The following is a 17815-nucleotide window of genomic DNA, read 5'->3' as shown; positions in this document are numbered from 1 at the left end:
CTGGCTACTCTTCCGGCTCGGTGGTGAACAGCAGCGGGTAGCCCTTGGCGCGGCCGGCGTCGGTGGCGCGCGTCGCCTTGGTCTCGGCGACATCCCTGGTGAACACAGCGACCACGCAGACGCCGCGCTGGTGCGCGGTCAACATCACCTTGTAGGCCTGGTCGTCGGTCATGCGGAATTCGCCCTTCAGAACGGTGACGACGAATTCGCGCGGCGTGTAGTCGTCATTGACCAGGATCACCTTGTGCAGGCGCGGCCGCTCGACCTTGGTCTTTGTCCTGGTTTTCGGCTTGACGACGGTATCGGGCATCGCACTCCCTCGCGATTGCCCGTAAGAATACCGTCTTCCGGCACATCTTGGAACCGTTCGATTTGCACGGCGTCATTGCGGCAACGGCACGGCGCGTGTCGTCTCATGCGTGACGTCCAGCCTGCAGGTGCCTAACTTGAATGTGAAGGATAGATGATATCTGCGCTTTTCGCCGCCTGATTTGCGTGTCACCATGACATCACACGACGGGAGGGCCGCAATGCGCTGGTATGTCTCGATCGGAGCTGTGCTTGTCGCGGGCATGTTGGCCAGCGGCGATGTGGCCGGTGTTGCCGCGCCGGGCCCGGGTACACAGACCGGCCGGCTGGCCGAAAAGGAATCCACGCCAAGCGTCGATATCGAGCTGATCATCGCGGTCGACGTCTCCTATTCGATGGACATGGACGAGCTCGCGATCCAGCGTGAGGGCTACGCGCAGGCGATCGTCTCCAAGGAATTTCTGCAGGCGCTGAAGGCCGGTCCGAACGGCAAGATCTCGGTGACCTATTTCGAGTGGGCCGCCTCCAACGACCAGAAGGTCATCATTCCCTGGCGGGTGATCGACGGCCCTGAATCGGCCGACGCGGTCTCCGCCGAGATCATGAAGACGCCGGTGCGCCGTGCCTCGCGCACTTCGATCTCGGGCGCGATCTATTTCGCGATCCCGATGTTCGATGACAATCCGCATCGCGGCCTGCGCCGCGTGATCGATATTTCCGGCGACGGCCCCAACAACAACGGCGCGCCGATCACGCCTGCCCGCGATGCTGCGCTCGACAAGGGCATCGTCATCAACGGCCTGCCGATCATGGTGAAGGAGCCGTCCTACTCGACGATGGATATCGAAAATCTCGACTGGTACTACGAAGACTGCGTGATCGGCGGGCCCGGCTCCTTCGTGGTGACGATCAAGGATCGCGAGAAATTCAAGGAGGCGATCCGCACCAAGCTGCTGCTCGAAGTCGCCGGCCGCACTCCCGAACGCCCGGTGGTGCGGACCGCCGAGAAGGAGCCGCGGGTCAGCTGCACGATCGGCGAGAAGATCTGGCAGGATCGCTGGGGACGATGATCTTGTAGATCATGTGGGCTGGATAGAGCGCAGCGAAACCCATCATTTCTTCGTGGGACATGCGATGCAGATTATGGCGAGACCGCCGCACGCTGCGATAGGCGCAACGATGGTTCAGCGTGCGAAGCGCGCCACCAGCTCGACATGCGGGGTATGACGGAACTGGTCGACCGGGGTGACATCAGCGATCTTGTAGCCGCCGTCGATCAGGGTTTTCGCGTCGCGCGCGAATGTTGCGGCATTGCAGGACACCGCAACGACCACCGGCACCTTGCTTGCCGCCAACTGCGTGACCTGGGCCTGCGCGCCCTGCCGCGGTGGATCGAACACGACGGCGTCATAGTCGCGCAACTCCTGCGGCATCAGCGGGCGGCGGAACAGGTCGCGCGCCTCGGCTTTCAGCGGCTTCAGCCCCGGCGTCGACTGTGCGGCCTTCTGCAATGCCGCGATCGCGCCGGCGTCGCTGTCGAAGGCCGCGACCCGCGCCTTCTCCGCGAGGCGCAGTGCGAACGGGCCAACACCGCAGAACAGGTCGGCGATATGCTTGGCGCGGCCGCAATGCGCGCGGACCAGCGCCGCAAGCGTCTCTTCGCCCTTGAGGGTGGCCTGCAGGAACGAGCCCGGCGGCAGCACGACCTTGGCTGTTCCGATCGCCACGTCGGGAGAGCCGCGTTGCAGCACCAACTCGCCGTGCCGCGTCAGCCGCGCCAGCCGGTGCTTTTCTGCGACGCGCGACAGAGTGGTGATCAGGTTGGTCGGCAGCGCGCCGGAGCCGCGCACGTCGATGTCGAGACCGTTGAGGGTCGCGGTCACCTGGATGTCGAGCGGCTTGCCGATCGCAATCAGCGGCTCGGCGACGGTCCATGCCGCCTCGAGCGCGCCGTCGAGCGTAGGATCGAGTATCGGACAGCGGTCGACCGGGATGATGTCGTGCGACCCCGCCGCGGCGAAGCCGACCTTGAGGACCTCATGGGTGCCCATGCGTCCGTGCAACGTGATGCGGCGACGGCCCGCGCCATGGGCGTCGAGCAGTGGCGCAACCTCGGCCGCGATCCTGGCCTGCGCCAGCGTCTCGACCACGATGTTGCGCTTCCACGCCTGGTAGGGCTCCTCGTTCCAGTGCTGGATCGCGCAGCCGCCGCAGACGCCGAAATGCGGACAGAACGGCGCGATGCGCTCGGGGCTTTGCTGCGTGACCCGCAGCAGCCGCCGCCGGTCGGGATGATTGCCGGGGACGTCCTCGACCTCGACGGTTTCACCGGCCAGCGCATAAGGCACGAAGATCGACTGCGATCCGTCGATCGCGACGCCGTCGCCGCGGTGGCCGACATGGTCGATGGTGAGGATTTCAGCCACGGCGCGCGCCGAGGAAGAATTCGATGTTGCCGTCGCCGCCCGGTATCGATGACGGGAACACCTGGATGTCGGTGCAGCCGAGCGAGGCGGCAAAGGCCGCGATATCGTCGCAGATCTCCTGGTGCACCATCGCGTTGCGGATGACGCCGCGCTTGGAGTGCTTGCGGGCCGCCTCGAACTGCGGCTTGATCAGCGCCAGCAGATGCATCGGGGCCGCCGCCAGCGACAGCGCCACCGGCAGCACCAGCTTGAGCGAGATGAAGCTGACATCGATCACGACGATGTCGGGCCGCGCCGGCAGCCGCTTGCCCTCGTAGTTCCTGATGTCGGTCTCTTCCATGGAGACGATCTTCGGATCGCCATGCAGCGAAGGATGCAGCTGGCCGTGGCCGACGTCGATGGCGAACACGAGGCTCGCACCATTGGCGAGCAGCACTTCGGTGAAGCCGCCGGTCGAAGCGCCGACATCGAGGCAGACATGGCCCTCGACATCGATCGGATAGTGCTCGAGCGCGCCGGCGAGCTTGACGCCGCCGCGCGAGACATAGGGATGCGCCGGCTCGGCCGTGAGTGCAGCGCCGGGCGCGACGATCTCGGACGCTTTGGCGATTTGCTTGCCGTCGGCGGTGACGAGGCCGGCGTCGATCGCGGCGCGTGCCCGTGCGCGGCTTTCGAACAGGCCGCGTTCGACCAGCAGCACGTCGATGCGCTTGCCGGCGGATGCGTCGTTGCCGCCTGCCTTGCTCACTTGCTTGCTCACTTGGCGCTCTGCCGGCGTTGCGCGGCGGCGAGCCGCACGCAGGCCTCGAAGGAGGTGAGGTCGTGCCAGAGATCGGCCGACGGCTCCCGCGGCGTCACCAGCGGGCTGCCGTGTAAATCGAGCGCGTGCATCATCATCAGATTGTCCGGCAATCCAAACTCTTCCACCGTCAGCCCCTCCGCGTCGATCAGGCGTCCGTCGGATGCCGGCACGACCTGGCCGAGCCGTGCCACGCGATTGGCGTAGGACGTGGGATCGTTCGAATAGGCGAGGCACAGTTTGCCGCGCCCCGCCATGTAGCCGAGTTCATAGACGGTGCCTGCGTCGGCACTGGGGCCGCGAAACGGCGTCAAATTGGCGATAATGGCGTCGGCAGACTCCATCATCGCCTCGTTGCTCTTGAAGATGGTGAGCGAGGCGCCGGCGGCGGTGGGATCGATGCTGTTGTCGAGCGGATAGAGCCCGGTGAGCCCGTGATAGGCGCAAACCTCCGCCTTGCGGCGGCCGATCTCCACGGCATCCGGCAGGAACACGTCAGGACCTGCCAGATAGATTTTCATGGACTTGCTCAGGACAAGATCGACTTGAAACCTCTCCCCGGTGGGAGAGAGGTGGAAGGCGATTACGCGAGCTTGACGGTCTCGGTCTTGTAGTCCTTGCCGAGGGTTTCGAACACCTTGGCAACGATGCTCTTGGCGTCGAGACCGGCGCGGGCATACATCGCCGCCGGCGTGTCGTGATCGAGGAACACGTCGGGCAGGATCATCGAGCGGAACTTGAGCATGCCGCTGTCCAGCATCGCGTTGTCGGACAGGAACTGCATGACATGCGAGCCGAAGCCGCCGATCGAGCCTTCCTCGATCGTGATCAGGATCTCGTGGTCGCGGGCGAGCTTCATGATCATCTCCTCGTCGAGCGGCTTCATGAAGCGCGCGTCGGCGATGGTGGCGGAGAGGCCGTGGGCGGCGAGCTCGTCGGCCGCCTTCTCACACTCGGCGAGGCGGGTGCCGAAGGAGAGCAGGGCGACCTTCTTGCCCTCGCGGATGATGCGGCCCTTGCCGATCGGCAGGGCAACGCCGACTTCCGGCATCTCGACGCCGCGGCCCTCGCCGCGCGGATAGCGCAGCGCGCTCGGGCGATCGTTGATCGCAACCTGGGTCGCGACCATGTGCACCATCTCGGCCTCGTCGGAGGCCGCCATGATCACGAAGTTCGGCAGACAGCCGAGATAGGCGTTGTCGAACGATCCGGCATGGGTCGCGCCGTCGGCGCCGACCAGGCCGGCACGGTCGATCGCGAAGCGGACCGGCAGGCTCTGGATCGCGACGTCATGGACCACCTGGTCATAGCCGCGCTGCAGGAAGGTCGAATAGATCGCGCAGAACGGCTTGTAGCCTTCGGTGGCGAGGCCCGCAGCGAACGTCACCGCGTGCTGCTCGGCGATGCCGACGTCGAAGGTGCGATCCGGGAATGCCTTGTTGAAGATGTCGACGCCGGTGCCCGACGGCATCGCCGCGGTGATGGCGACGATCTTGTCGTCCTTCTGCGCTTCCTTGACGAGGCTCTGGCCGAACACGTTCTGGTAGGCCGGCGCGTTCGGCTTGGCCTTGGCCTGGGTGCCGGTCGCGACGTCGAACTTGACGACGGCGTGGTACTTGTCGGCGGAAGCTTCCGCCGGGCCGTAGCCCTTGCCCTTCTGGGTCACGACGTGGACCAGGATCGGTCCGGTCTCCATGTCGCGAACGTTCTTCAGCACCGGCAGCAGATGGTCGAGATTGTGACCGTCGATCGGGCCGACATAGTAGAAGCCCAACTCCTCGAACAGCGTGCCGCCGTCCATCATGAAGCCGCGGGAATATTCCTCGACGCGGTTGGCGCGGTTGGCGAGGATCTTCGGCAGCCGCTTGTTGATCTGCTTGGCGGCCTCGCGCAGCGAGCGGTAGGTCTTGCCGGAGTACAGGCGCGACAGATAGGCGCTCATCGCGCCGACCGGCGGCGCGATCGACATGTCGTTGTCGTTGAGGATCACGATCAGGCGCGAGTTCATCGCGCCGGCATTGTTCATGGCCTCATAGGCCATGCCCGCCGACATCGCGCCGTCACCGATCACGGCGATAACGTTGTTCTTGCCGCCGGAGAGATCACGCGCCACGGCCATGCCGAGGCCGGCCGAAATCGAGGTCGAGGAGTGCGCGGCGCCGAACGGATCGTAGTCGCTCTCGGTGCGCTTGGTGAAGCCGGAGAGGCCGCCGCCGGTACGCAGGGTGCGGATGCGGTCGCGGCGACCGGTCAGGATCTTGTGCGGATAGGCCTGGTGGCCGACGTCCCAGATCAGGCGGTCGCGCGGGGTGTCGAAGATGTAGTGGATGGCGGTGGTCAGTTCGACCACGCCGAGGCCGGCGCCGAAATGGCCGCCGGTCACCGACACGGCGTCGATGGTTTCCTGGCGGAGCTCGTCGGCAACCTGCCGCACCTGCTCGACCTTCAGCTTGCGCAGGTCATCGGGCGTGTGAATAGTATCAAGAAGCGGCGTTTTACTAAATGTGGTCACTGCGAATTTCCAATTTTTGCCTGTCGGAACGAACCGCCCGACGCGAGATGGGTTGGCGCGCACATCGCGCAGCGAATGCCAGACACTGGGTGCCGCCCCGGCAGACCGTGCCTGGTTGTAAGCCTAGATTCACTCCGGATTGGACCACGTGATACGCATCACCTTGGTCGCTCTTCACCCGTCCCGGTTCAGTTTTGTCGAACCATTTGAGACGCATGCCGCCCGAATATTTCGGGCCGCCCGCCACCCTCAAATGCCCATAGAACTGGAAGCATTACACCAAAGCCGTAGCCAAAGCCAACCCGATAGGGCACGCAGGGTTCCTATGCGCTGCCTTGAAAAACCTAGACTTTTCAATGGTTGGGGCCTGGGGCGGGTTCCAATTTGGCTATTTTAGCGGCAGCTGGCCGGTCCGGAACGGTCCGATTCGCGGCCGCACCGGTCGCCACGGTCGCTCCATGGCGCGATCGATCCGACGGAAATACGCAGCAATAATTGCCCGCCCTGGCGGACATCCTGTCGCATGCGGCGGCGGCGCTACTGCACGTCGAGCGGCTCGGTGCCGGACGCCTGGCCGGAGGCGTCGGTGGTGATCTTGTCGACACGGGCTTCGGCCTGGCGCAGCAATTCCTCGCAGCGCCGCTTCAGCGCCTCGCCGCGCTCATAGATCGCGACCGATTCCTCAAGCGGTACCTTGCCGTCCTCGAGCCGCTTGACGATCGATTCGAGTTCCTCGATCGCGCGTTCAAAGGAGAGCTTCTTGACGTCGGCTTGAGTATTTTCGGCCATTATCTGTTCCCAGTGCGCCGATCAGACCGTGATCGGATCTTGTCGTCCAAGCATGACCCGTCGCGGGCCATGCTTACCCCGGCGCAGAATCAATCGAATTTTTGCGGGCGTATTGTGGCGGGTATTTATCCGCCCATCAATGCGGTGACGTGAGATGCTACCGACTCTTTCAGGCCCTCGAGGTCGTAGCCGCCTTCCAGGACGGAGACGACGCGCCCGCCGGCGCTCTTGTCGGCGAGATCCATCAGCTTGCGCGTGACCCAGCCGAAATCCTCACCCGTCAGGTTGATCGACGCCAGCGGGTCGCGGTGATGGGCATCGAAGCCTGCCGAGATGACGACGAGTTCCGGGGAAAACTTCTCGAGCTGCGGCAGGATCAGGTTCTCGAACGCGGAGCGGAATTTGGCGCCGCCGTCGCCGGGCGCCAGCGGCGCGTTGACGACGGTGTCGTGCTCGCCGCGTTCGCCGGCAGCGCCAGTGCCGGGGAACAGCGGCATCTGGTGCGTCGAGCAGTACATCACGGTCGGATCGGCCCAGAAGATGTCCTGCGTGCCGTTGCCGTGATGGACGTCGAAATCGATGATCGCGGCGCGCTTGATGCCGTATTTGCGTTGCGCGTGGCGCGCGGCGATCGCGGCATTGTCGAAGAAGCAGAAGCCCATCGGCGTCGATTTCTCGGCGTGGTGCCCGGGCGGGCGCACTGCGACGAAGGCGTTCTGGTGCTTGCCCTCCATCACCTGATCGGTGGCGGCCACGGCGCCGCCGACGCCGCGCATCACGGCTTCCCAGGTGCCCGGCGACATCGAGGTGTCGCCGTCGATATAGATCATGCCCGAAGTCGGCGCGATGTGGCGCAGTTCGCCGACATAGTGCTCGCCATGGCAGAGCAACACGGTGTCGAGGTCGCCTTCCGGCGCGAGGTCGCGCACCAGCGCCTTGAAACGGTCTTCGCCAAGCACCTCGGCGACCGCGCGCAGCCGGTCGGGGCGTTCGGGATGTCCGGGTGGGGTCAGGTGATCGAGGCAGGCGGGGTGCGTCAGAAGCAGTGTCATGCAATTTCCCGGCGCAATGGAGGCGCGTGCGAGGACGCCCTAATGTAGGCGGTTACCGGCCCAGCGGAAAGGGCCCGCTCTGACCCGGCCCTCACCTTTTCGGGACGGCGGCCGGGGGCAACAGCCCGGCGCTATCCCGGTCATTGCGAACCAACGGGTCGCGCGAATGCGCGCCCGATGACAGGCTCCGCGAAGCAATCCATCTTTCCGCGCAAGCTGAAAAATGGATTGCTTCGTCGCTTCGTGCTCCGCAACGACGAGGAGACAGTCATATGCGGTGTCTCAGTTGACCCGCTCGATCCGCTTGCCGGCAGTCGGGCCGACCGGGCTGTTGGCCTTGAAGTAGGCATAGAGCGCATCGACGTCGTAGATGCCGAACTGCTGCGCTGTCCCTTCCTTGAACACCGTGAAGCCGTCGCCGCCTTCGGCGAGATAATTGTTCACGGTGACGCGGTAGCTCGCGGCCGGGTCGATCGGCTTCCCGTCGAGCGACATCCGCGCGGCGATGATGCGCTCGCCGTCACCCTTGCCCGCATCCCACGCATAGGCAAAGCCCTTCGAGACCTGCAGGGCGCGCGGCCGCTTCGGGTCGGCCCATTGCTGCTCCAGCACGTCCTTGAGCTGCTTGCCGGTCAGCGTCATCGTCACGAGCTGGTTGCGGAACGGCTGGCTTGCGAAGATATCGGCATAGGTGACCGCGCCGTCCTCGCGCTTGACGATGTCGGTGCGCACGCCGCCCGGATTGGTGAGGGCGATCACCGCGCCGCCGTTCGGCTCCGAGCTGGTGGCGCTGAGCTGCGCGTCGGCGACGATATCGCCGAGCACGCTTTCGCCGGTCTCGCCGGGCGTGCGCGACAGCGTCTCGGTGACCGAACCCGCCGCGCGGTTGGCGATCGGCGCGGCCAGCCGGTCATAGGATTCCAGGAGCGCGCTCTGCTCGGGATCCTTGGCGGTGCCGCCGATCTTCACGATGGTGTTGTCGGCCTTGGCGCTGATAACGTCATGGGTCTTCGGATCGAGCTGGAGATCGATCGCGGTGACCAGCGTGCCGTATTTGTCGCCCGACGTGACGAGCCGTCCGTCGATCTCGCAGATATAGGCCTGGTGGGTGTGGCCGGAGATTACGACGTCGACCGCGCGATCGAACTTCTTGACGATGTCGACGATCGGCCCGGAGATCCCGGGGCATTCATTGTAGTCGCCGGTCGGAAAACCGCCTTCGTGGATCAAGACCACGATCGCCTCGACGCCCTTCGCCTTCAGCTCGGGGACCAGCGCATTGACGGTCTCGGCCTCGTCGCGGAAGTCGAGGCTGGCGACGCCGGCCGGCGACACCAGGTTCGGCGTGTTCTTCAGCGTCAGGCCGATGAAGGCGACCGCAATGCCGTCGAACTCCTTGATCTCGTAGGGCGGAAACACCGGCTTGCCGGTCGCCTTGTCGATCGTGGAGGCGGCGAGGTAGCGGAATTTGGCCCCCAGGAAGGGATGCGGCCCCTGGCATTTGTCGATCGGGTGGCAGCCGCCATTCTGCATCCGCAGCAGCTCATCCTTGCCCTCGTCGAATTCGTGATTGCCGACCGAGGAGATCGCAAGCCCCATCATCGAAAGCGACTCGATGGTCGGCTCGTCATGGAACATCGCCGACAGGAACGGGCTGGCGCCGATCAGGTCGCCGGCCGCGACGAAGATGTTGTTCTTGTGTCCCTCGCGCAGCTGCTTGACCACGGTGGCGACCCGCTCCGATCCGCCGGCGGGCACCATGATCTTCCTGGTCGCATCAGCGGGATCGGTGATGCGGATGCCGCCGGGCGGCGGTCGCAGGTAGCCGTGAAAGTCGTTGATCGCGAGAATGCGCAGGTCCACCGGCGCTGCGGCACTCTGTGCCAGGCAAGGGCCGGTTGCGGCGAGGCCGAGCGCGCAGAGCGCGGCGACTAGTGTCAGGCGGGGCTGTCTCATGACCTGTCCATGGAACACACGATCATGGCGCGACGCCACTACAATTTTGCGACGCTTCGTTTCAATCCCGACGCTTCGCTCAATCTTTGGGGCGCGCCAGGAATGCCGTGAAGGCGCTGACCGCCTCCTTGGAGCGCATCCGCTCGCTGAACAGATGGTTCTCCTGCTCGATGCGGCGGGCGACGTCCTCGGGCGGCAGCCGGATCAGGCGCCGCGAGATCGCCACCGCCTCGGCCGGCAGCGCGCAGATCTCGCGCGCAATCTTGTGCGCCTCGACCTCGGCATGTCCAGGCGCCACCACGGCGTTGACGAAGCCGGCGACGCGCGCATCGTCGGCCGACATGGTGCGGCCCATCACCAGCATCGCGAAAGCGCGCTGGTGACCCATCGTGCGCGGCATCAACAGGCTGGAGGCACCTTCCGGCACCAGGCCGAAATTGGAGAACGGCGTCGAGAACAGCGCGGTCGTGCTGGCCAGCACATAGTCGCAGTGAAACAGCATGGTGGTGCCGATCCCCATCGCGACGCCGTCGACGGCGGCGATGATCGGCTTGACGTTGTGGGCCAGCGAATACAGGAACTTGACGAGGTCCGAGGCGGGCGGCGTCTCGCCGGTCGAGGTGCCCTGCGTGAGCAGGTCCTCGATGTCGTTGCCCGCGGTGAACACGCCGGAGCCGCCGGTGATGATCAGGCAGCGGATCCTCGGATCGTTCTGCGCCCTGTCGATCGCCTCGCTGATCGCGCGAAACATCTCCTCGGTGATCGCGTTCTTCTTCTCGGGCCGGCGTAGCCGGATCACGCGCGTGGCGGCTTCGTCGGTTACTATGACATGCGCGGTCATCAAGCAGTTCCAGGGGCGGCCGGCTGCGTCGCCGGCGGAGATCGTGCTGCTATCCTACATGATCCCGTCCATGCCCCAAATGTTCCAGGCCGCTTTTCGCCGCAGGCGGGCATGAGAACGGCGCAGTGCAGTCAACCTGAATCCCGCGATGTCGGCGGCGTGCGTCGAGCGAGCCGAGCCGTCGCGTGCCACTTGACGTGCTAGCCGCGCCCGACGAACGAGCCGATGCCGCGGCCGATCGCGGCGCCGTGCTGCAGGAGCGCGCCGAGATGATCGCCGGGGACCGACATCGCATACAGGCCGTTCTCCGCCGCGAAGCGCTGCATCGGCGCATGCGGTCCGTCGTCCTGCCCGTTCCACAGCAGCACCGGCACGCGCGAGGAGAGCACTGCGTCCCTTGCGCCGTCGACCTGGCCGAGCGCATCGAAGCAGGCGCGCGCAACATGCCTTTCAGCCGCCCCACACGGCGGCCTCGCTCCAGCCGAGCTCCCTGAACTCGGCTTCGCGGAGCGGAGCTTCGCCGGCGGCGAAAAATTCGTCGAGCTGCGGCGGCTTGACGGTGGTTTCGGCGAGCATCGCGTGAGCCTGGCCGCGATGATGGATCTGGTGCTGGAACAGATGCATCAACAGGCGGTCGCGGCGCTCGGTCTGTACCGACGTGTCGCGATTGACCCTCACCACATCATCGAGCCGTGCAGGCGTCAGCGCGTCGCAGTGAGCGATCAGGCGCTGGTCGATCGCGCGTTGCGCGGTTTTCAGCGCGTCGACCGCCGGGTAGGGCACTTCATTGGCCCACGCCTCCGGCCCGAGCCAGCCACCTTCGAGGGCGTCGACATAAAAGAGATCGATGACATGGATGTGGTTCAGCGTCGCCTGCAGGCTCGGGAAGAACCCGGTCCGGGCCGCCGCGAACTCCGCCTGGCTGAGACCGGCGCAGGCGGTCAGCATGCGGTGATTGGCCCAGGCATTGTTGTAGGCAAAGGCTCGAAACGTCTGAACGAGGCTCGCCGGCATATCGCTCCTCACTGAATTAATTGTGTCAGGCCGCCGCGCCGGCCAGCCGGCCGACCCGCGACAGCAACAGCTTCAGGATCGGGGATTTGTTGGCCTTGTGATAGGCGATCACGAGATCGAGCGTCGGCGCCTCTCCCTGCACCGGACGCGTGGTGATGGTGTCGGGCAGATAGCGCGCCGTGTAGGCAGGCAGCAGCATCACCGCATGCGTCGAGGTGATCATCGATATCGCGTGCACTACATTATGCACCTCGTGCTCCGGCCTGATGTCTATTCCGGCGCGGTTGAAATACTCCAGCACAACACGGCGCACCGCCGGCGCGGATCTGGACGGCAGAAAGAAGGTCTCGTTGACGATGTCTTCCGGCGCGACGTTGGCCTGCGCCGCCAGCCGATGGTCGCGCGGAAACACGAACACCAGCGGATCGGTGCGCACGCGTTTGCAAGCAAGGTCTTCCATGTTGTCGTCGGCCCGCATGAAGGCGGCATCGAGCTTGCGCCGCATCAGGGCCTTGGCAAGCGTCGGCGAATAGTCGCTCGACAGACGGATATCGATGCCGGGAAATTCCTCGCGCAACACGCGGGTCACCTCGGGCAGCAGATCGATTTCGGCGCCCGACAGGAATCCGAGCGAGAACACGGGCTTCGGCGGCTGCGCCGCGCGCAGCGCCGCTTCCTTGGCGGCCTCGGCCTGCAGCAGCGCCATCCGGGCATGGTCGAGAAACGCCTTGCCAGCCGCGGTCAGCTCGATGCCCTGCGCGCCGCGGTTCAGCAGTTGAACGCCGACTTCCTCCTCGAGATCGCGAATCTGCCGGCTCAGGGAGGGCTGCGAGGTGTGGAGCTTCTGCTCGGCGGCAACGGTCAGGCTGCCCGCATCGGCCACGGCAACGAAGTAGCGCAGATGCCGGAGCTCCATCACAGTCTCCCGATCGCTGCCTGGAAGATCCCGCTGCCAAATCTCGTGTCATGTCTCGCAGGCATGGGGCCAGCTTACAAAGTCTTTTTCAAGCCGGCCAGCGCTGTCTATAGCGAAGCGCAATTCGCGTTGTGGGCTCTGCCTTGCGGGCAGAGGGCCCGAACGTCGCCGAGACGGAGCTTGCGCATGCGGACAGGTTACGGAGCGTTGCTGGTGTCGCTGCTGGTGCTGGCGGGGCTCGGCGGCGCTGCTGCGCAATCTCCCGGCAATCAACCAAGGACTGGCGCCATGGAACAGGACGTCGCGACGATCAAGCAGGCACTTGCCGGCAACTGGGAGAGCATCGCGCCCGAGATACGGCCGAGCAAGAACCCGGACGGCTCGATCAAGCCGTTCTATCTCAAGCGCGCCTTCGTCTATCAGTCCTCCGATCGCTTCGAACTCGTGGTCGTCAACTCTGCCGATCCCTACGGCAAGGTGCCGCTGGCGCGCATCAGGATCGTCGGGCACATGCAGTGGCAGGGCGCGCATCCGATTGCGCCAGGCGCGCAGAAGGTCGATTTCACGGCGGACGAAGCCTATGAGGTCACGCCGCTGGCGCAGGGTTTTGCCGACGTGCTCAACAAGGTCGCCTCCACCGGCTATGCGCCGTGGGCGGTCGACGCGCCGCAGAGCATCTTCGGCAAGTCGTTCGCGCCCTTCGGATTGAAGGAAGGCGCCAATTTCATGGAATACGACCTGGTTTATCTCAGGGGCGACCTGTTGTTCTGGGGCGCCCGCAATGTCGACGGCCGCGGCTTCGACACCGAGCAGAACCGCCCGACCAATCTGCAGATCCCGCTGGTCCGCAAGTAACCCCTCGTCAAGGAAGCCTCGCCATGAACGCGCCGGCCGAAGATCACCGCCCCGGGATCGTGCTGAACGCGTTCGATACCCCGTTCAACAAGCGCGACTATGTCGCCGCCGAGCGATTCCGGTGGCCGCGCTACATCCAGCACAGCGCGCATATTCCGCCCGGCCGCGACGGGCTGTTCGGCCTGGTCAAGGACTGGCCCGCGACGTTTGCGCCACGAGAACCATTTGGCGGCGGCGACCGTCGATTTCATCATTCTGCACGGCAGGTTCAGCGGCCACGGCCAGCCGGCGGCCTGGGCCGTCGCCGATATCGTGCGCATGCAGGGCGACATCCTTGCCGAGCATCGGGATGTCATCCAGGATGAGGCGACGCGCGCACAGTCACGCAGCGGCTTGCCGATATTTGGTGATCGCTTCCCGGACTGAGCAGCTTGCGAGCGCGCGGGCGGCTGAGGGAGGCCGGACATGCAACTCGCCAAGAACGTCATCGACGTCGGCCTTTCCACCAACAATCTCGAGCCGATGCTGCGGTTCTGGCAGCAGGATGCCGGGCTTCGTTTCGATCATGTGCTGCCGGTCCGCCGCGGCCAGAAGCAGTACCGCCACGACGCGCACGGTTCGGTCATCAAGCTCAATCATCACGTCGAGCCGCTGCCGGCGGTCGCGCCGAGCGGCTATCGCGAACTGATCATCGCGCAAGAGGGCGTCGGCGTGCCGCAACACATGCACGATCCCGACGGCAACGGGGTCTGCCTGGTGGCGCCGGGATACGACGGCATCAGCCAGATCGCGGTCGCGATGGTGGTGCGTGATCTCGCCGCGCATCGCAGGTTCTACGGCGACATCCTCGGCTTCACCGAGCAATCCTGGTCGGGCGGCGCGGCCTTCCGCCTCGGCGACAGCCTCATCCTGCTGACGCAAGATCGCGCTGCGACCGTCGATCCAATCAGGCAAGCGCGCGGCTGGCGCTACATCACGTTGCAGGTCGCTGATATCGACGCCGTGCATGACGAGCTGCGCGGCAAGGGCGTCCGCGAGGGCCTCGCGCCGGTGACGCTTGGCGAGGTCGCGCGGATTTCCATGATCCTCGATCCCGATGGCAACTGGATCGAATTGTCCCGACGGGCATCGATCGTCGGCAGCCTTTCGGACGACGAGGCGGCAAGAAAGTGAGGTCTGTCCATGAACGATACGCATGAAACGGCGCCGACCCGGTTCGCCCAGGCGAGCGGCGTTCAACTGGCCTATCGCCGCTTCGGCATCGGCCGTTCGTCGGGCGTGACGCCTTCGACTGTTGCGGAGCTGGCTGAGTATTGCGCGGCGCGTATCTGGTGATGTGCCCCGACGCCGGCCACGGCGCGCAGTCACAGCACGCCGAGCTCTTTCTCGCCGATGTCCGGCTGTTTCTCAACGCACCGGACTGAGCGCGGGACTGCAGCACGATCCGGAAAAACGGAAAACGGTTGTCCGAGCTCAAGAGATGAGATCATGATACGATTCCCTGGAAACCGATCGTGATCTAGCAGATCTTCTGTTGCAGGTGCTGGATGCAGGTGCAGGTCGTCGAGGACGTCAGTTTGACGTCATAGTACGGAAAGCTTGCGTTGGCGGGGCTGTTGGTCGAACAACGCGGAAACAGGTAATAGCTGTCTCTCAGCGTCACGGTCCCGCTGATGGTGAAGCCGAGATTTGGCGTATAGCCGTAGGACACTTCGCCCAGAATGAACGAGACATTGTAGTTCTGCGTCCCGGCGAGCGAGGCAGGCAACGCGATCGTTTGACCGACCGGTCTCCCCGTGACGAAGCTCGTTCCGTTGTAGGACTGGCTCCACTGCACCGTCGCCTTGCCGTTGCTGTCCGTGGAGACTTCTGAAACAGTAACGGTGGTGAGCGAGTTGCCGTTGCTGGTCGTCGGATACGGCGCGAGGATCGCGGTCGAAGCGCCGAGGATGTTCTGCAGCTGGCTCGCGCTGACTTGCGTATTCTGCGAGACCATGTCGGCGACGGAATGGGCGGCCGCGGTGACCTTGATGTTGATGGCCATGCCGTTGGCAAGTTCGATGCCGCCGACATAGAGCAGCAACATGAACGGCAACACCATGGCAAACTCGATCGCCGCCAGGGCGTCGGTATCGATCCAGAACTTCCGCGCTCGAAGGGACAGCTTGGTCATCGGATCACATCCTACGAGGCCGGCTCGTTCTGGAAGGCGGCAGTGGCCAGAATCAGCCGGGTGTTGTTGGGCTGATTTGAAAGATTGAATCCAAGGGGGCCGAGCAAGACCGGCCACATGTACATCACCCGGACCACGACGATGTCTCCGGCATTTCCCGGATTGAATTGCATGTTGTTGACGTTGCCCTGGCTGTCATACGTCGGGATGAGAGCAGACGTATCGGCGGTCGACCAGCTGGTGGCGACCCGCACGTCGACCAGGATCTTGCTGCAGGTGAACAGTACAGCGACCTGATTGCAGACGGTCTGGTGAAAGGCGGTCTGTGTCGCCTGTTGTGATTGCGTCTGTCCGGTCAAAATCTGTCGGCTCGATTGCTGCACCACCCCTTCGAGCATCTCCTGCGCAAAGAACACGAGAAACGTCTGCACGATCGCGACGAGGAGGGCGAGAAACGGCGTCGCGACGAGCGCGAACTCGACCGCAGTGGCGCCGCGGCGATCCCTCATGAAGGCGCCGGAGCGATTTCGGATTCTCTTCACCGATCGGATCGTCACTGGGATCGTCACCTGGACCACCGCGCTTTCTTACTGCGTGAGGCTGGCTGTACTTGAGGCGACCTTGATGAACAAATCCGTCAATGCCGCCGAGATGTCGCCACCGGTCTGAACGTCGGAGAAAAGGCCCGGCGAAGCGCACGATTGCAGGTTTTGTGCGATCTGGCCGGTTGAAGAGGACGGGTTGTTGAACTGGGAGATATGACTCATGTACCAGCCGTCGCTCAGCTGCAGATACTCGGTGTAGAGGATTGCAATGCGAATACCCCGGTTCTTGATCGTCGTGCAGATCGTTGGGTCGATCGGTTGCTGGCACCGGAACTTCGAGCCCACTGTCTGTAGTACCGCGTTGGCATTGCAGGACGAGCTCAGCGAGATGATCTTGTCGTCGACGCCGTCGGTGACGAGGAATACGACTTCCTGCGGCGTGTCGCCCGATTGATTGCTGCCGAGGCCGGGATTCGGCATGATGTTGTTGACGCTGCTGAGCGCGTTCTCAATGTCCGTGCCGTAGTCCGTGGTGCAGTTTCCCGAGATCACGCAATTCTGGTGGTCGACCGTCATCAGCTGAATGTTCGAAATGGCCTGTCCCGCCGTGGTCGGGCTGGTCGGCGTTTGCAGGGTGTTGAAGCCGTAGTCGAAGGTATAGAGGCCGGCCTTGTAGGTGGTGTTGTTCAGGGCCGACATGCATTGCATGACGCCGCCCGAAACGCTGGTCTGCGGGCAGTTCGCCCATGAAACGAGCAGCTGATTGACGGCATTCACCACGAGATCGATGCGCAAGGTGACGCCGTTGTTGCGCGCAATGGTCAGGTTGTCGACGCTCGAGGAATTGGCGCCGCTGTCGAGGTTGGGATGCGTTTCATGGCAGGCGAAGCCGCAGCTTCGCGAGGCGGATGGCTGGCTGGACGTGTAAGATATCAGATTGTTGATGTCGTTCTGGGTCGCGCCAATCGCCATGGAAGGCGAGTCGTCGAGCACCAGATAGAAATTCATGTTGGGCGCGCTTGCCGCGCGTGCCGTCGAGGTGCCGCCGACGGCCCAGGTCGCGCTGCGAAGCAGGGTGCCGAAGTTGTTGATCGACTGCGCGGTGTACGAAACCGTCACGGTACGCTGGAGCCCGGAATCGACGATGTTGATCGTCGGTGACGGCACCGAGCTCAAGCCGGTCATGCTGTTGGCTGTGGACGCAAAAACGGCGGCGGCAGCGGCCTTGGCCGTGGAATCCGTTTGCAGCAGCATGGCAGGCCGCACGGCTGCAATTGCCGCAGCGTCCGCCGCGGCATCCAACTGATTCTTCTTGCGCAGGGCCTGGGTGTAATCCGTGGTCATACCCAACAGGTAGACCAACGGCACCGTCGCCAATGCAAAGATTACGGCAACGTTGGCCCCGCGATCTGTGCCGAAGCGAGAGAGCCAGGAGCGCATCACGAACTTCATCTGCATCACCAGTTGATTCAACAGGGCGATCTGCCGGGCGCGTTGTCAGCCGTTGGGAGGTATTCCAGCGCTTCCGCGAGTCTTGGAGATCAAGCCGTTAAGCAATGCTTACGCACGGTTGGTGGAATAGCGGGTAGCGCCACAAAATCTCCGGCCCCCTTACGCGAAGCTGACGA

The 17815-nt window shown here is 64.3% G+C and carries 20 protein-coding genes; 5 read left to right on the top strand and 15 right to left on the bottom strand.

The window, feature by feature from the left end; translation table 11 throughout:
• Positions 1 to 4: 4 nt before the first annotated feature.
• On the bottom strand, positions 5 to 310 hold the full coding sequence (gene clpS / locus ACTUWL_RS07160) for an ATP-dependent Clp protease adapter ClpS (RefSeq protein ID WP_021076758.1): 306 nt from the start codon (positions 308 to 310) through the stop codon (positions 5 to 7).
• Between the two features lie 220 nt (positions 311 to 530).
• On the opposite strand from clpS, the gene ACTUWL_RS07155 reads away from it, so the two are divergent.
• The gene (locus ACTUWL_RS07155) at positions 531 to 1379 is read left to right on the top strand and encodes a DUF1194 domain-containing protein (protein WP_021076757.1); all 849 of its coding nucleotides are present in this window, start codon (positions 531 to 533) and stop codon (positions 1377 to 1379) included.
• 114 nt (positions 1380 to 1493) lie between these two features.
• On the opposite strand, the gene ACTUWL_RS07150 is transcribed toward ACTUWL_RS07155, so the two are convergent.
• The 11 genes from ACTUWL_RS07150 to ACTUWL_RS07100 form a co-directional block, all read right to left on the bottom strand.
• On the bottom strand, positions 1494 to 2735 hold the full coding sequence (locus ACTUWL_RS07150; protein WP_021076756.1) for a class I SAM-dependent RNA methyltransferase: 1242 nt from the start codon (positions 2733 to 2735) through the stop codon (positions 1494 to 1496).
• Complete coding sequence (locus tag ACTUWL_RS07145; RefSeq protein ID WP_021076755.1) at positions 2728 to 3495, bottom strand: TlyA family RNA methyltransferase; 768 nt, start codon at positions 3493 to 3495, stop codon at positions 2728 to 2730. Before ACTUWL_RS07145 ends, ACTUWL_RS07150 begins: the two co-directional genes overlap by 8 nt.
• Positions 3492 to 4055, bottom strand: coding sequence for a nucleoside 2-deoxyribosyltransferase (locus ACTUWL_RS07140; RefSeq protein ID WP_021076754.1), 564 nt, complete (start codon positions 4053 to 4055; stop codon positions 3492 to 3494). Before ACTUWL_RS07140 ends, ACTUWL_RS07145 begins: the two co-directional genes overlap by 4 nt.
• 62 nt (positions 4056 to 4117) lie before the next feature.
• The gene (gene dxs / locus ACTUWL_RS07135) at positions 4118 to 6046 is read right to left on the bottom strand and encodes a 1-deoxy-D-xylulose-5-phosphate synthase (RefSeq protein ID WP_021076753.1); all 1929 of its coding nucleotides are present in this window, start codon (positions 6044 to 6046) and stop codon (positions 4118 to 4120) included.
• Positions 6047 to 6583: 537 nt separating this feature from the next.
• Positions 6584 to 6835: an exodeoxyribonuclease VII small subunit gene (locus tag ACTUWL_RS07130; protein WP_021076752.1), complete on the bottom strand. Its 252-nt coding sequence runs from the start codon at positions 6833 to 6835 to the stop codon at positions 6584 to 6586.
• 125 nt (positions 6836 to 6960) lie between these two features.
• Positions 6961 to 7887, bottom strand: coding sequence for a histone deacetylase family protein (locus tag ACTUWL_RS07125; RefSeq protein ID WP_021076751.1), 927 nt, complete (start codon positions 7885 to 7887; stop codon positions 6961 to 6963).
• Positions 7888 to 8169: 282 nt separating this feature from the next.
• Positions 8170 to 9843, bottom strand: a complete 1674-nt coding sequence (locus tag ACTUWL_RS07120; protein WP_021076750.1) for a bifunctional metallophosphatase/5'-nucleotidase — start codon at positions 9841 to 9843, stop codon at positions 8170 to 8172.
• A gap of 79 nt (positions 9844 to 9922) precedes the next feature.
• Complete coding sequence (locus ACTUWL_RS07115) at positions 9923 to 10684, bottom strand: crotonase/enoyl-CoA hydratase family protein (protein ID WP_021076749.1); 762 nt, start codon at positions 10682 to 10684, stop codon at positions 9923 to 9925.
• 200 nt (positions 10685 to 10884) lie between these two features.
• On the bottom strand, positions 10885 to 11073 hold the full coding sequence (locus tag ACTUWL_RS07110) for a hypothetical protein (RefSeq protein WP_021076748.1): 189 nt from the start codon (positions 11071 to 11073) through the stop codon (positions 10885 to 10887).
• A gap of 61 nt (positions 11074 to 11134) precedes the next feature.
• Positions 11135 to 11698: a DinB family protein gene (locus ACTUWL_RS07105; protein ID WP_021076747.1), complete on the bottom strand. Its 564-nt coding sequence runs from the start codon at positions 11696 to 11698 to the stop codon at positions 11135 to 11137.
• 25 nt (positions 11699 to 11723) lie between these two features.
• Positions 11724 to 12614: a LysR substrate-binding domain-containing protein gene (locus ACTUWL_RS07100; protein WP_021076746.1), complete on the bottom strand. Its 891-nt coding sequence runs from the start codon at positions 12612 to 12614 to the stop codon at positions 11724 to 11726.
• A gap of 186 nt (positions 12615 to 12800) precedes the next feature.
• Between ACTUWL_RS07100 and ACTUWL_RS07095 the strand changes: the two genes are divergently transcribed.
• From ACTUWL_RS07095 to ACTUWL_RS07080, 4 genes are all read left to right on the top strand, one after another.
• Positions 12801 to 13469 (top strand): hypothetical protein, encoded by a 669-nt coding sequence (locus ACTUWL_RS07095; protein ID WP_021076745.1) that lies wholly within the window; start codon positions 12801 to 12803, stop codon positions 13467 to 13469.
• A 225-nt stretch (positions 13470 to 13694) separates the two neighbouring features.
• A complete protein-coding gene (locus ACTUWL_RS07090) occupies positions 13695 to 13895 on the top strand; it encodes a hypothetical protein (RefSeq protein WP_199196565.1) in 201 nt (66 codons plus the stop codon).
• Positions 13896 to 13934: 39 nt separating this feature from the next.
• Positions 13935 to 14642 carry a VOC family protein gene (locus ACTUWL_RS07085; RefSeq protein ID WP_021076744.1) on the top strand — a complete coding sequence of 236 codons (708 nt, stop codon included), beginning with the start codon at positions 13935 to 13937 and terminating at the stop codon, positions 14640 to 14642.
• Between the two features lie 9 nt (positions 14643 to 14651).
• Positions 14652 to 14804: a hypothetical protein gene (locus ACTUWL_RS07080; protein WP_021076743.1), complete on the top strand. Its 153-nt coding sequence runs from the start codon at positions 14652 to 14654 to the stop codon at positions 14802 to 14804.
• 184 nt (positions 14805 to 14988) lie between these two features.
• Here the strand turns inward: ACTUWL_RS07080 and ACTUWL_RS07075 are convergent, their stop codons facing one another.
• From ACTUWL_RS07075 to ACTUWL_RS07065, 3 genes are all read right to left on the bottom strand, one after another.
• Positions 14989 to 15642 carry a TadE/TadG family type IV pilus assembly protein gene (locus ACTUWL_RS07075; protein WP_021076742.1) on the bottom strand — a complete coding sequence of 218 codons (654 nt, stop codon included), beginning with the start codon at positions 15640 to 15642 and terminating at the stop codon, positions 14989 to 14991.
• 11 nt (positions 15643 to 15653) lie between these two features.
• Positions 15654 to 16151, bottom strand: coding sequence for a TadE/TadG family type IV pilus assembly protein (locus tag ACTUWL_RS07070; RefSeq protein ID WP_021076741.1), 498 nt, complete (start codon positions 16149 to 16151; stop codon positions 15654 to 15656).
• Positions 16152 to 16229: 78 nt separating this feature from the next.
• Positions 16230 to 17630, bottom strand: coding sequence for a TadE/TadG family type IV pilus assembly protein (locus tag ACTUWL_RS07065; RefSeq protein WP_106939907.1), 1401 nt, complete (start codon positions 17628 to 17630; stop codon positions 16230 to 16232).
• Positions 17631 to 17815 lie beyond the last annotated feature (185 nt).

It is taken from the genome of Bradyrhizobium sp. WCU1 (genome assembly GCF_053474805.1).
Note: the sequence above shows the minus strand (reverse complement) of the source record. Positions and strands in the feature narration are given on the sequence as shown.

Bases quoted from the DNA above. Each gene is read 5' to 3' on its own strand.
- ACTUWL_RS07120 (WP_021076750.1), bottom strand. From the start codon at position 9,843: ATGAGACAGCCCCGCCTGACACTAGTCGCCGCGCTCTGCGCGCTCGGC.
- ACTUWL_RS07125 (WP_021076751.1), bottom strand. From the start codon at position 7,887: ATGACACTGCTTCTGACGCACCCCGCCTGCCTCGATCACCTGACCCCA.
- ACTUWL_RS07085 (WP_021076744.1), top strand. From the start codon at position 13,935: ATGCAACTCGCCAAGAACGTCATCGACGTCGGCCTTTCCACCAACAAT.
- ACTUWL_RS07115 (WP_021076749.1), bottom strand. From the start codon at position 10,684: ATGACCGCGCATGTCATAGTAACCGACGAAGCCGCCACGCGCGTGATC.
- ACTUWL_RS07095 (WP_021076745.1), top strand. From the start codon at position 12,801: ATGCGGACAGGTTACGGAGCGTTGCTGGTGTCGCTGCTGGTGCTGGCG.
- ACTUWL_RS07070 (WP_021076741.1), bottom strand. From the start codon at position 16,151: ATGAGGGATCGCCGCGGCGCCACTGCGGTCGAGTTCGCGCTCGTCGCG.
- ACTUWL_RS07155 (WP_021076757.1), top strand. From the start codon at position 531: ATGCGCTGGTATGTCTCGATCGGAGCTGTGCTTGTCGCGGGCATGTTG.
- ACTUWL_RS07075 (WP_021076742.1), bottom strand. From the start codon at position 15,642: ATGACCAAGCTGTCCCTTCGAGCGCGGAAGTTCTGGATCGATACCGAC.
- ACTUWL_RS07100 (WP_021076746.1), bottom strand. From the start codon at position 12,614: ATGGAGCTCCGGCATCTGCGCTACTTCGTTGCCGTGGCCGATGCGGGC.
- ACTUWL_RS07140 (WP_021076754.1), bottom strand. From the start codon at position 4,055: ATGAAAATCTATCTGGCAGGTCCTGACGTGTTCCTGCCGGATGCCGTG.
- clpS (WP_021076758.1), bottom strand. From the start codon at position 310: ATGCCCGATACCGTCGTCAAGCCGAAAACCAGGACAAAGACCAAGGTC.
- ACTUWL_RS07130 (WP_021076752.1), bottom strand. From the start codon at position 6,835: ATGGCCGAAAATACTCAAGCCGACGTCAAGAAGCTCTCCTTTGAACGC.
- ACTUWL_RS07080 (WP_021076743.1), top strand. From the start codon at position 14,652: ATGAACGATACGCATGAAACGGCGCCGACCCGGTTCGCCCAGGCGAGC.
- ACTUWL_RS07105 (WP_021076747.1), bottom strand. From the start codon at position 11,698: ATGCCGGCGAGCCTCGTTCAGACGTTTCGAGCCTTTGCCTACAACAAT.